This window comes from Deltaproteobacteria bacterium (genome assembly GCA_009692615.1).
Taxonomy (GTDB): Bacteria; Desulfobacterota; Binatia; order UBA9968; family UBA9968; genus DP-20.
The window spans coordinates 1-12,611 of the sequence record SHYW01000138.1; the positions used below are offsets into that span (position 1 = coordinate 1).

A 12,611-nucleotide genomic window follows, 5' to 3' on the forward strand; every position below is an offset into this window, starting at 1 on the left:
TTGCTCTGCTTTTTCTTTCTCGCCCACGCCAAACTCGCAAACGTTGTCTGCTCCCCCACGCTCTTTCCTCCCGCCTCACCTTGTCGGTCTTTCTGCTCTTCGTTATTAGACGACTTGCTAGATGACTTGTTCAGAGATTCCTTAAGTAGTAGAAAGCGCCAATAGGCGTCAAGCGAATCGGCAAGAAAAACTTCGTTGCCGGCCACTATTTCCAAACGTTGTCGAGGAAACCCGACTGCTTGAGTTCGTTGACGAAAGAATTGTCGTAGTAGGCGCCGGTCGGTGTCGCTTGCGCGGCTTTAGCGTCGATCATGTTGAGTTGCGCCATGCGTTGCACCATCGATTGCATGACGCTTTCCGGCACCGATGGATCCCTGGCGAAATTGTCGGTGACGTAGCTATAACTTTGGCGCAGCAGTTCGGCGTCGGCGATGCCGAGGTATTTGCCGATCAGCCGTTTGGTGAAATCCTCGTTGGCGTGGGCGAATCTTACTCCTTCCACCGCGGCTTTGAGCAGGCGCAAGGTAATGTCACGGTGAGTCGACGCGTAGGATCTGCGCGCGACGATGCCTTGGGATAGAAAGCCGCTGCCTAGGGCGCGTAGGTCTTTGGGCGTGACCAGTTCGCGATAACCCTCTTTGAACAAACGAAAGGTATGCGGCGGTGACAGCACGGCGCCGTCGATGGCGCCGCGGATGAGCGCGGCGACGGCCTCGGGGAAGCCGCCCATCTGCAGCGTGCTAACATCTTTTAGATTATTTCGCTCTAGCAAAGTTCTAAGCGCGAAGTCAGTGACCGAGCCGAAGCGAGTGATGCCGATCTTTTTGCCTGCGAGTGAGCGAAGGTCGCGGATATCGCCGCGCACCATGAGCGATTGGGTGAAGTTGGGCAGCAGCGCGGCGATCTGGATGATGTCGCCGCCGCTTAACACATTGGTGATAACCGCCGGTCCGCCGAAGGCGGCGAGGTTAGCCGCGCCGGATAGCATCGATTGCACCATCACCGCCGACGCGCCGACATAGACCATATCGACGGCGAGGCCATGTTTTTCGAACAGCCGGGCTTCTTTGGCGATGACGAATGGCACGCTGTTGAGGCCCAATGGACCGTAGGGGAATGGGACTTTGGTCAATTCTTGGGTATGCGACTGAGCGGGAATCAGGAGCGCGGCCACCAGTATGACGATGAATGCTTTCATATATCTGTTGACTGCATATCGCTTCTTCACCGTTGCGGTCAAGAATTTCCCAGCAGTTTATTGTAGCAAAGAGATTACGACAGAGGATAACGGCATCGAGAAAATGTCAGGGTGGAAAGATGACAACCCTGACAATGAAAGACGACACGCGATTAGCCATCATACAAGGAGTGTTTCGAGGAGAGCTGACAGTGGTGGCGGCAGCATTGGTGATCGGTGTCGGTGAACGGCATGTTACCGGATCAAAGCCCAAAGGGATGCTGCTGCAAGTCGACGGCTCCCCCCATGACAGGCGCCATCGACGACGCCACCAGCAAAGTCAGGGGAGGTTCTTTACTCTCGCCGAGAGTTCCTGGGGCTATTCTACAAAAACCGAAACTCGTCACCTTCGAATCAAAAAACCCACACACTTGGTCTATATCGAACTAACGGCAAGAAGCAGGGGTTTCGCTATGGTCAGATTTCCTCCATGGATACTCAACCCGAGCTGTCACCCTGACATCATCACGTTGCTGTTAACATGACATATTGACGTTGCTACGATACCTGATTGGGGAAGGAGTCTTGGAGTACTGGCGTAATCGGGGGCGACGACCCCAACACTCCAGCACTCCAATCTTTCCCGTTCAGATATTGACGACGACCACACCCTTGGGTTCGAGATAGTAGTCGAGCGCTTCGGGGCCATGCTCGCGGCCGACGCCGCTCGACTTGACGCCGCCGAAAGGCAGTTCGTCGTAGCCGTAGTGGAGCGAGTTGACCCAGACGTTGCCGGCTTGGAGTTTGTCGATGGCTTTGTTGGCGTGCAGCAAATTCCGTGTCCAGATCGATGAGCCGAGACCGAACTCCGATGAGTTGGCTTTCTCCAACGCTTCATCGAGCGTCTTGAACGTGTAGACCGGCAGCGCGGGACCGAAGACTTCTTCCTTGGTCAGGCGCGAGTCTTCGGGCACGTTGGTCATCAGAGTCGGCAGATAGTAAAAGCCGTTGTCGAACTCGGCGCCCTTGGGGCGTTCGCCGCCGAACAGCACTTTGCCGCCGCGCGCTTTGGCGTCTTCGACTTGCTCTTCGACTTCTTGACGCTGGGAGCCGACGTGGATCGGACCCATGCGGGTCTCTTTGCTCATGCCGTTGCCGACGGTTTTCTTTTTCAAGATTTCCACCAAGGCGCCGATGAAATTGTCGGCGATGGATTCCTGCAGGAACAAGCGTTTCACGCCCAAACACATTTGGCCGCAATTGAAATATCTGCCGACGTCGGCCATCTTGACGGCCAAGTCGACGTTGCTGTCTTCCATGACGATCATCGGATCGCTGCCGCCGAGTTCCAACGTCACGCGCTTGATCTCGCGCCCGGCCACTTCCATGACATGACGGCCGACTGGCGTCGAACCGGTAAACGCAATGCGGCGCACGCGCGGGTTGCGCAGCAGCTCTTCGCCGACGCTGCCGCCGGGGCCGGTGACGATGTTGACCGTGCCCTTGGGCAACTGCTTTTGCGCTTTTCCTTCGCCGTAGGTCGCTTGGGCGATGAGCTCGATGACTTTGATGGTCGCCAGCGGCGTGGTGCTGGCCGGTTTGATGATGATCGTGTTGCCGGCGGCGAGCGCTGGACCTAATTTAGTTCCCATTAAAGTTAAGGGAAAATTCCACGGCACGATGCCGCCGCACACGCCGATGGGCTGGCGCACGACCATGCCGTAGGCGTTTTTTTGCGGCAGCGGGACATGCGAGCCGCGAACCTTCGACGCCAATCCCGCGTAAAATTCCAAGCCGTGCACCAGATGATGAATTTCCAAGCCGGCTTCGAACAGCGTCTTGCCCTGTTCTTGAGTGAGCAGCTGGGCGATTTCCGCGGTGTTCTTCTTGATCAGCTCGCCGGCGTTCATCAAGGCGTTGCCGCGATCTTCGGGCGAGACATCGGACCAAACTTTGAAAGCGTCTTCGGCGGCCGAGATCGCCTGCTGCACGTCTTTGTCGTTGCCTTGCGGCACCGTGTCGACGGTTGCGCCGGTGGCGGGATTTTTTACTTCAGCTGTGTTGTTAGTTACCGAACCGACGGACTCGCCGCCGATAAACATCTTGGCCATTAGAAACCTCCGGGGTAGTGAATTAGTGGTTAGTGAAATAGTGAGTTAGGGGTCAGTGAATTAGTGACGGGAGCGTCCGAAGCTAATTCACTAAATCACTAACCCCTAATTCACTGGTTGTTTACTTGCCTGTGAACTTCGCCGTTCTTTTTTCGAGATACGCTTTGACGCCTTCCTGGCCGTCTTCGCTGGCGAAGGTTTGCGCCAACAGTTCGCGCTCGAAAGCTAGACCATCGGGCAACGACAGTTCGAGACCGGTGGTGATGGCGCGTTTTACTTTGCCGACGGCCAAGCTGCTCTTGTTGGGCACGATGAACTGTTTGGCGTAGTCCATCACTTGATCCATGAAGCCTTCTTTTTCGTAAATGTAATGGACCAGGCCCATATCGAGGGCTTCTTCGAAGGCGATGGTTTTGCCGGTGAAGCACAGCTCCATGGCTTTGGCTTTGCCGACCAAGCGCGGCAGGCGCTGGGTGCCGCCCATGCCGGGCATGACGCCCAAGTTGATTTCCGCCAAGCCCATCTTGCCGCCTTCTTTTTTGGCGATGCGGATGTCGCAGGCCATGGCGATTTCCAAACCGCCGCCGACGGCGTGGCCGTTGATCGCGGCGATGATGATCTTCGGCGTGTTCTCCAAGCGCATCAACACTTCGTGGCCGTGCAGGGCGAAATTATTTTTGAAGCCGAGCGTCTGGTTCGCCAGCATGTTGATGTCGGCGCCGGCGGAGAAAAACTTTTCGACCTTGCCGGTGATGACGATGGCGTGCACGTCGTCGTTGAAGCGCGCCTCGAGAATCGCCGCGTCCAATTCTTTGAGTAAGTCCGTGGTGTAACTGTTGACCGGCGGGCGGTTGATTTCCAGCACCGCGATGCCGCCGTCAATTCGGGAATCGATCATTGCCATAACTGCTGCCTCCTACTTTAAAATCAAGTAAATTAACTAGCTGGCATCCCCTCGTAAGTCAAGGTTGTCCGCGGCTAATTGGCGGTTGGAATGTCGACATTTCTATGACATCACTAGGCGAAAATCCCGCGGCAAGGATTTAGTTTTGGCGAAACAAGATCGACACGATGCGCAGCTCAAGAAGGGTTTGGCGACGCTCGCTGAGTTGGGCTTCGCGACCGACCGTCCGGTAGCCGAAACGGTGGTGCAATTGAAAGCGGTGATCGGCAAGTCGATCGAAAGCGATTTGGCAACGATTTTTTTGCTCGGCAAGATCGCCGACGGCACCTGCGCCGAATTGCTGCGCGAAATCGATGGCGCAGCCACCGATAAGGAAATTAAGAAAGAGATTAAGCGCGCGCTGTTCAAACTATCGCAGAAGGGCATCGCGGTCGCGGTTGGAGACAGTCCAGAAAAGAAACCGGCGCCGTTGTTCGAGCGCCATACTGACGTCGAAGCGTACATGTCGCCGGTGGATGGCGGCGGTGGCCGCTTGATTTGGATCGCCAGGACGCAAGTCAAACGCGGCTTGCAGGTGATTCAAGCGATGTTGCACGACCGCGAAGGTTTGCTTCGCTACGCCGGCCTGGAGATGAAGCGCAAGGAGCTGCGCGCCATGGCCGACGATATCAAAGCGCAACATGGCGTGACCATGATCGCGATCCCTTGGCAGTTCGCCGACTACATCATTTACCAAGGCTACGAACGCGCCAAGGCGCGCGGCCAAAGCGGCTTAACCGACTTCCACGAGATTCGTTCGCTGATCGGCAATGGCAAACCTAAGCCGGTGACGCATCCAATTTATGACAAGTTAGGAGCGGAAGATTTTCGCGACGGCGCGTGGCGCGAGCAGTCGCGCAAGCTGCTCGAAGAACCGGAGCTGCGTTATTGGATCGTCATGGATGAATGGGTGCGCAGCGAATACTTGCCGCGGCTGGAAGCGGCGCGGTCGAGCCAGCTGGTGCTCAACCCGGCGCAAAAAGAAGAACGGCTCGCGGGCGTCGTGCGCGACGCGGTCAAAACGCTGTGCAGCGGCGACAACGGCAGTTCGTTCAAGCAGCGCATGGAAGACATGGCGCTGTATTTTTTCGCCACCGAACGGCTGGAACTCGCCAAACTTTCCCTCGCCGTGGCGCGGCAAGTGGGCGAGGGCGATCCGGGGCCCCTCGATGTTTCGTTTCTTGCCGGACTGATGCAGAAGAGCTTCGCGTTTTTTATCTCGCAGCAAAAAGCTCAGGCGGAAGAAGCTTCGTCTTCGCTGATCATCAAGCCGTAGGGATTTTTAACCACGAAGAACACGAAAGGCACGAAAATCGGAAATTAAATTCGTGTATTCGTGCCTTTCGTGGTTAAATCTATTTCGATGCGCTGGTTCGGACGAACCCCCCTTTGAAAAAGGGGGGGGAAGGGGGGATTTTCTTGCGCGGGTAAAATTCAAATCCCCCTCATTCCCCCTTTTTCAAAGGGGGACGTTTAGGACACAATTGGTTACAAGCTATAGAGCTTCGCCGCGTTCTCGCCCATGAGTTTCGACTTGAGCGCGTCGGATAAATCTTTGCGCTCCATCACTTCTTCGACCGTGTGGGGAAATTTCGAATCGCTGTGGTTGTAGTCGGTGGCGAAGACCAAGCGCTCGGCGCCGACGAATTCGGCGACATAGGGCAGCATCTTTTCTTCCATTTCAAAGGCATAAAACATCTGGCCGCTCTTCATGTATTCGCTCGGCGGTTTGGTGAGCCATGGAACCGTCGGTTGGAGGATTTCATAATGCTCATCCAATCTCTCCATCCAATAAGGCACCCAGCCGCAGCCCGCTTCCATGAAGGCGAATTTCAATTTGGGAAAACGTTCGAGCATGCCGCCACAGACGACGCACAGCGAGGCGATCATTTGCTCGAAGGGATGCGCCAGGGCGTGGCTGTAAAGCGGATGATCGAAGCGTTCGGTTGCCGCGGGGACGCCGTCGCCGGCGCCGACGTGAATGCAAACGGGAACGTTCAAGCGCTCGGCCTCGGCGAAAAATGGATAGAGATCGGGATCGTCGAGATTTTTCTTCGAGGCCGAGATCGGCGGCGTCGCCACCGCGACGAATTTCAATTCTTGCACGGCGCGGCGCAGTTCTTTGACCGCTTCGACGGGATCTTGGATCGCCACCGCGGCGACGCCTCGGAGCCGGCGCGGATCGGCGGCGCAGTAGCCGGCGAGCCAGTTGTTGTAGACGCGCGCCACCGCCGAGGCCAAATCTTTATCCTGGACGAAGGGCAAACTCAAAAATGGCGAGGTGCCGAACAGCACCGCGGTGTCGATGCCTTCTAAGTCCATGTCTTTCAAGCGCACGACGGGATCGGTCATGCCGGTGGTCGCTTGGGGAGAATGGCTGCGCGGCGCGCCGACGAAGCTGCATGCTTTGCCCACCGGGGTGGGCGTGAGCTTGCCTTCCATCATGACAAAAGTGAAACCGCGGTTGTCCTTAACCGCCTTGGGCGCGCGATCGCGGAAAGGCGCTTCGAGCAAATCCGCCCAGGGAATATCTCGTTCTAAAACATGTCCGTCGGCGTCGATGATACGCATGTGTTGAGCCTCATCTTTCTAGTCTCAGTGAGATTACATGAGTAGCGAAAGCCGGTGATTTTCTCAAGGCCTCGGCTAAATGCGGTTGGGTTTGGATTGACTTCATTCGAGTCGCCGACTTACGCTGCCACCTGAGCCTCAAAGGGGCGAACAGGGGAGATACGAATCATGACCTGGATTCTCACCAATGACGATATCGCGCAGGTGCTAAACGTTGACGATTGCCTGGAGGTTTTGGAAGAAACCTTCAAAGACTACGCGCTAGGCGACGCCGCCAACCGGCCGCGCTCGCACAGTTATGCGCCGATGAACGACGCGCCGGTGCAGTGGTACATGCTCAAGACCATGGATGCGGTCTTGCCGCGTTATCGGGTCGGCGGCATTCGCTTGACCTCCGACATCGTCATCGAACGCATGGTCGACGGCAGAATGCGCCGGGAAAAACCGGGGCTGGCGCCGGGTGGGCGCTGGACCGAGCTGGTATTTCTCTTCAGCGTCGATACCGGCGAGTTGTTGGCGATCATGCATGGCAGTTTCTTGCAGCGTATTCGCGTCGGCGCCACCAGCGCCATCGCGGCCAAGTATGTCGCGCGCAAGGATTCGAAGATAGCCGCCTTGATCGGCACCGGCGGACTGGCCGGCTCGCACCTGGAAGCGCTGTCGCGTTTGTTCGCGCTGGACGAAGTGCGCGTGTTTAGTCCGACGCCGGAGCACCGGCAAAATTTTCTCGAAGACTGGCGGGCGAAAATGCCATTCCGCTTGAACGTTGTTAGCCATCCGCGCGACGCCATCGCCGGCGCCGACATCGTCTCGCTGGTGACCAATTCGCTGAGCCCGGTGTTGGACGAAGCCTGGGCGCAGCCGGGCATGCATATCAATTCGGTCCAGCGCGGCGAGCTCGACCGCCATACCATCGATCGCGCCGACCTGATCGTCATCCGCAGCGCCGACCGCGACTCGCACTGGTTTATCGGCGCGCGCGAGCCGGAAGAGGTGAAGTTCGATTTGAGCGACGATCCGGCGCTGCGTGGCAAAATGCAAACTCTCGGCGGCATCATGACCGGCAAGGAAGCGGGTAGGACTTCCGCCGAGCAGGTGACGGTCTTCGGCGGCAGCGGGCTGGGCAGCGCAGGATTGGCGATTCAACTGATCGCCTGCGCGGCACGCGCCTTTGAGAAGTGTCAAAACAAGGGGCTTGGTTACGAGCTACCGACGGAGCTCTTCAGTCAGGATATGCACACGTAGGCGTGAGAGTCGGTCGTGGGCATCGGAGGGATTAGCCGCAATAAACGCAAAGGGCGCAAAGTTCGGATAATAAGACGGCGAGAGCCGCCGCGTCCGGTAGGGGCGAAAGATTTTTCGCCCCTGCAATCGTTGACCTTGGCGCTGCTGGTGAACTTGTTGCCGCGATTTATTTCACCTGACCGGGAAAAAGTTTCGACGCGTAGTCGCGGTTCACTTCTTTGATCAGTGTGTTGTCAAACATTCTTCGTGGATCGAGTTCCGCGGCTTTGGCGACGGTGGACTGTTCGAGAACGAGTTTGATCGCGTCGCCATCGACGGTCATATCTTTGTTCCAGACTTTCTTGCCATCTTGATAGCTATCTTCCAACAATTTCGCGTCGGTGATTTTCGAATAGTGGGCTTCGATCTGTTTGGCGGTACGGGGATCGTCGATGGCGCGTTTGATGCCGTCGAGGTAGCCCATCAAAAAGATTTTTAGCGTGTTGGGATTTTTTTGCACGAAGGCGCGGGCGACGCCGGTGCCGGGGCCGATGATTTTCAAGCCTTGCTGAAAATAATCGATGATCACCGGATAGCCTTTGCTCTTGGCCATTTCAGTCTGCGGCGGCGTGACGATCAAGCCGTCGGCGTTGTTCAACACGAAAGTCGACAGCGCGTCGGCCGGCGCCTTGTGATAGAGCAGCTTGATGTCCCTGCCAATTTCCATGCCGCGCTCCTTGGCCGATTTTCGAATTGCGATCTCGCCGAAGGCGCCCACCGAAGTGGTGGCCACCGATTTACCGCGCAAACCTTCCAGCGTGGCGATGCCTTTCTGTCCGAACAGCACCAGCGTGCTTTTATCGACGGAAGCGGCGATGTAAATCACATCCGAACCGGCGACGTTGGCATGAATCGTCGCCGTGCCGCCCTGATAGATATCGACGGCGCCGGAGAGCAACGCTTGAGCGGATGCCGTGGCGCTAAGCACAGTAAGGTTAACTTTGAGTCCGCGCTTGTCGAAGTAGCCGGCATCGGCGGCCAGCAGCAGCGGTAAATAGAGCGGCCCGGTGGCGGCGATGGCGACTTCGAGTCTATTTCTTTCCGGTTTGAGATCGTTACTCTGAGCCGCGTCGCTGGCGCTTGAGATTGTCAATAATGACGCAGCGGCGAAAATCAGTGAGACGATGAATTGTCGCGCGAATTGCTTCATGAGCAGCTTACCTCCGAGTTCGGCTGATTATGGTGGAAATAAATGTCTTGTCAACGATTCTTGCCGCAACGATTGACGGCTGGCGCTTAGTTCGCGTAATTTGTCGCGCAGGGTCAGTTGGCTCCGCGAAAGGAATTGTCATGAATCGAAAAATTTTGCCGTCGATCTTTCCCCTCATCGCATTGGCATTTGCTCACGCCGCGCTCGCGGCTTCCAGCGCCGACGATTTTTATCGCGGCAAGGTGATTCGTATCATCGTCGGCTTCTCCGCCGGCGGCGGCTTCGATACCTACGCGCGCTCGCTGTCACGTTACATGGGTAAATATATTCCCGGCAATCCGACGATCATCGTCGACAACATGCCGGGAGCGGGCAGCTTGATTTCGGCCAATCACATTTACCGCGTCGCCAAACCGGACGGGCTGACGATCGGCGCGTTCAACGGCAATCAAGTTCTCGGCCAACTGGTCGGCGCCCAGGGAATTCTCTTCGACGCGCGCAAAATGGAGTGGATGGGCGCGCCGGGTTACAACCACGACCTATGCGTGCTCAATCAGAAAACCGCCATCGTCAATGCCGAGCAGTGGCTCGCTTCGAAATCGCTCATGAGATTGGGCGGCAGCGCGCCGGGTTCGACGACCGATGACACGGCGAAGGTTTTGAAGGAAGCGATTCACCTGCCCATGCGGCTGATCACCGGCTACAAAGGCACCGCTGACATTCGCGTTGCGGTGGAGTCGGGCGAGATCGATGGGCTGTGCGGATTTTCTTGGGTGTCGGTGCGCGCGACCTGGCGCAAGGCGATCGAGTCCGGCCAAGTCGTCATCATGTTGCAAACCAACGGCAAGACGCATCCCGAACTGCCCAAGGTGCCGTTGACGATGAGTTTTGCCAAAACCCCCGAGGCGCGCCAGTTGATCGAAGCCGGCGTGCATCAACCGAGTCAAATTACCTACGGCTACTCACTCCCGCCCAATACGCCGAAGGATCGCGTGCAGATTTTGCGCCGGGGATTCCTCCAAACAATGAAAGATGCCGACTTTCTCAGCGACGCCAACAAGGCGAATCTAGAAATCGCCGCGGCATCTGGCGAAGAAGTCGAACAGCTGATTCAAAACGTATTAAAAACGCCGCCGGCGGTGGTGGCGAAGTTGAAAGAAATTTTAAAGTGATGGGTGCGGAAGTTACAGAATTAGTGAGGAGTTAGGGACAAGGTCGGAATTATTCATAAAGCGCTGCTGATGTGAGTGACGATTGTGCCGGTTAGGCGACCTGTGCCGATAGTTTTACACCAAGTGCGCGGGTGACTTTTAGCACCGTGTCGAAGCGCGGCTTGGCGCCAGGGGCGAGGGCTTTGTATAGACTCTCCCGTCCCAGGCCCGAGTCTTTCGCGACCTGCGACATGCCTTTAGCGCGAGCAACATCTCCCAAGGCTGCCAGTAGCAGATCTGGATCATTCGCTTCAAGAATCGCCGTCATGTATTCGGCGATCGCAGTATCATTCTTTAGGTACCGTGCTGCGTCGAACGGCAGCAGCTTGATTTTCGGTTTAGGTTTGTTCTTTTTCATGGTTCGAACTCCCATTCATGTGCGATACGTTGTGCCCGTTTGATGTCGCGCTTCTGACTAGACTTATCGCCACCGGCGAGCATAACGATAATTACATTTCGTCTGCGCGTGAAATAGAGCCGGTAACCCGGACCTACATCGACGCGCAATTCCGACACCTTAGCGCCGACGGATTTCCAGTCACCCAAGTTGCCGAATTCGACTTGTCGAAGACGCGCGGTGATGCGTGCTTGGGCTCTACTATTATAGTCAGGGCGTCAAGCCAGTCATGAAATTCCGGGGTTTGCCGGACTGTGTACACGGGTCCATTGTATCCGCATAGATACCAACGTCAAGGGTCGGTTCAAGGAGCATGACGTGATTGTCTCTATACGGTCGCTTGCACCGAGGCTCGCTGTTTCATTCGGTCATACCATGCGCTCAGTTGCGGCAGGCTTGGAGATGGGATCACGCCGAAGGATTCCATGCGCGGGAAGCGCGGGAACATGTCGATGTCGACAAGGCTGAAGTCGCCGAGCATGAATCGCTTGTCACCCAGCGCCGTCCCAAGAGTTCGGCGCGTATCGGCGTTATAATTTTATGATCGCGATCGGCTTCGTTTTTTTTCATAACGATCTCGCCGTTTAGCGGTTTAGTTCAACGTTTTGGGTGAGAGGCGCGGTCCGCCGCGTCTTACTCAACCCGATGGTTAGAGAGCGTCATTGAAGTGGCGCCACAACCGCACCACGTACTCCAGCCCTCTCAAGCGCCGCTTTCACGAACCCCGCAGACTTCGCGTCCTCAACGAATCTGCGCGCGAAGACCATTCCGCGGTCACGTCCTTTTGGGATGGCCATCGCCACTGGGTCGGTGGCAAAACGACCGTCCAGAACTCGGAAGCCGGGCGACCGATTCGACAATTCGAACAGGGTTGCCTTATTGGAAGCAAATACGTCGGCCCTGCCAGACTTGAGCATCTCTATTCCGCCGACATTGCCTCGAACCACTACGGCGTTTTTTAGCACGCGAGAAAGAAGAATATCTGACCCGCCATCCGCGGGCACGGCAACACGAATCCCAGGCCGATCTACATCAGCGACTGTTGAGATGTGCGAGCCGCTTGGGACGAGGTAGCCGCGTTCGATTTCCACGTACGGCGCGGTAAGATCCATGTCCTTCGCCCGCCCAGGAACCACCGTAATGAAAGCGACGTCCCATTGGTCTGATTTCGCGCTGTCGACAACGGCGCCAATTGACGGATAGACAACTGGTTCGAACGAAATGCCCATGCGCCGCGCCAATTCTTTTCCGAGATCAAATCCCACCCCTCTCATCTCACCCGATGCGGGATCCTGCGTCAGGGATAAGGGATTCCCGCGGTAAAGCTCAACCCGAAGTTTTCCGGTTGGGGCCAATGCCTGTCGCGCCTCGGGAGTGGGTGTGGTGTGGCTGCCTGCACAATCCGTAAGAAACAGCCCAAGTATCGCGCTCATTAGAAAGTAAGTCGTTCGCATGGCGTCCACCGTTGAAGTTACCGTTGCCTCTCTAACTATTAAGTGAGCCGCCGTAGCCGGCGACAAAAGCCGGTCGGCTTATCTCCGGTGGCGGCTCCGACAATAAAGTCCAAAACGGTTGCAATATCCGCCGGCTGGCTCGACTTGTCAACGATAAGTGTTCCGGCTGTTGTAGCAAAGTGATTATGTCAGGGGTTAACGGCAACGTAATTATGTCAGGGTGGAAGGATGACAACCCTGACAATGAAAGACGAGAAACGACTAGACGTAATTCAACGAGTATATCGCAGCGAGATCACCGTGGTTGAGGCCG

Annotated in this window: 12 protein-coding genes; 3 read left to right on the plus strand and 9 right to left on the minus strand. The window is 56.5% G+C overall.

Going from position 1 to position 12,611, the window contains the following annotated elements:
- Positions 1-205: 205 nt before the first annotated feature.
- The 3 genes from EXR70_22790 to EXR70_22800 form a co-directional block, all read right to left on the minus strand.
- Positions 206-1,198, minus strand: coding sequence for an ABC transporter substrate-binding protein (locus EXR70_22790; GenBank protein MSP41324.1), 993 nt, complete (start codon positions 1,196-1,198; stop codon positions 206-208).
- Positions 1,199-1,824: 626 nt separating this feature from the next.
- A complete protein-coding gene (locus EXR70_22795; protein MSP41325.1) occupies positions 1,825-3,288 on the minus strand; it encodes an aldehyde dehydrogenase in 1,464 nt (487 codons plus the stop codon).
- A 121-nt stretch (positions 3,289-3,409) separates the two neighbouring features.
- Complete coding sequence (locus EXR70_22800) at positions 3,410-4,192, minus strand: enoyl-CoA hydratase/isomerase family protein (GenBank protein ID MSP41326.1); 783 nt, start codon at positions 4,190-4,192, stop codon at positions 3,410-3,412.
- 145 nt (positions 4,193-4,337) lie between these two features.
- On the opposite strand from EXR70_22800, the gene EXR70_22805 reads away from it, so the two are divergent.
- The gene (locus tag EXR70_22805) at positions 4,338-5,507 is read left to right on the plus strand and encodes a hypothetical protein (protein ID MSP41327.1); all 1,170 of its coding nucleotides are present in this window, start codon (positions 4,338-4,340) and stop codon (positions 5,505-5,507) included.
- Positions 5,508-5,719: 212 nt separating this feature from the next.
- Here the strand turns inward: EXR70_22805 and EXR70_22810 are convergent, their stop codons facing one another.
- On the minus strand, positions 5,720-6,802 hold the full coding sequence (locus EXR70_22810; GenBank protein ID MSP41328.1) for an amidohydrolase: 1,083 nt from the start codon (positions 6,800-6,802) through the stop codon (positions 5,720-5,722).
- A 168-nt stretch (positions 6,803-6,970) separates the two neighbouring features.
- Between EXR70_22810 and EXR70_22815 the strand changes: the two genes are divergently transcribed.
- Positions 6,971-8,047, plus strand: a complete 1,077-nt coding sequence (locus EXR70_22815) for an ornithine cyclodeaminase family protein (GenBank protein ID MSP41329.1) — start codon at positions 6,971-6,973, stop codon at positions 8,045-8,047.
- A 166-nt stretch (positions 8,048-8,213) separates the two neighbouring features.
- Here the strand turns inward: EXR70_22815 and EXR70_22820 are convergent, their stop codons facing one another.
- Positions 8,214-9,236, minus strand: a complete 1,023-nt coding sequence (locus EXR70_22820; GenBank protein ID MSP41330.1) for an ABC transporter substrate-binding protein — start codon at positions 9,234-9,236, stop codon at positions 8,214-8,216.
- A 29-nt stretch (positions 9,237-9,265) separates the two neighbouring features.
- On the opposite strand from EXR70_22820, the gene EXR70_22825 reads away from it, so the two are divergent.
- Complete coding sequence (locus EXR70_22825) at positions 9,266-10,408, plus strand: hypothetical protein (protein ID MSP41331.1); 1,143 nt, start codon at positions 9,266-9,268, stop codon at positions 10,406-10,408.
- A gap of 91 nt (positions 10,409-10,499) precedes the next feature.
- Here EXR70_22825 and EXR70_22830 read toward each other — a convergent pair whose 3' ends face one another.
- The 4 genes from EXR70_22830 to EXR70_22845 form a co-directional block, all read right to left on the minus strand.
- Complete coding sequence (locus tag EXR70_22830) at positions 10,500-10,805, minus strand: putative addiction module antidote protein (GenBank protein MSP41332.1); 306 nt, start codon at positions 10,803-10,805, stop codon at positions 10,500-10,502.
- Positions 10,802-11,029 (minus strand): type II toxin-antitoxin system RelE/ParE family toxin, encoded by a 228-nt coding sequence (locus EXR70_22835; protein ID MSP41333.1) that lies wholly within the window; start codon positions 11,027-11,029, stop codon positions 10,802-10,804. The genes EXR70_22830 and EXR70_22835 overlap by 4 nt, the downstream gene beginning before the upstream one ends.
- A gap of 143 nt (positions 11,030-11,172) precedes the next feature.
- On the minus strand, positions 11,173-11,325 hold the full coding sequence (locus EXR70_22840) for a hypothetical protein (GenBank protein ID MSP41334.1): 153 nt from the start codon (positions 11,323-11,325) through the stop codon (positions 11,173-11,175).
- A gap of 178 nt (positions 11,326-11,503) precedes the next feature.
- Positions 11,504-12,298, minus strand: a complete 795-nt coding sequence (locus EXR70_22845) for a transporter substrate-binding domain-containing protein (protein MSP41335.1) — start codon at positions 12,296-12,298, stop codon at positions 11,504-11,506.
- Positions 12,299-12,611 lie beyond the last annotated feature (313 nt).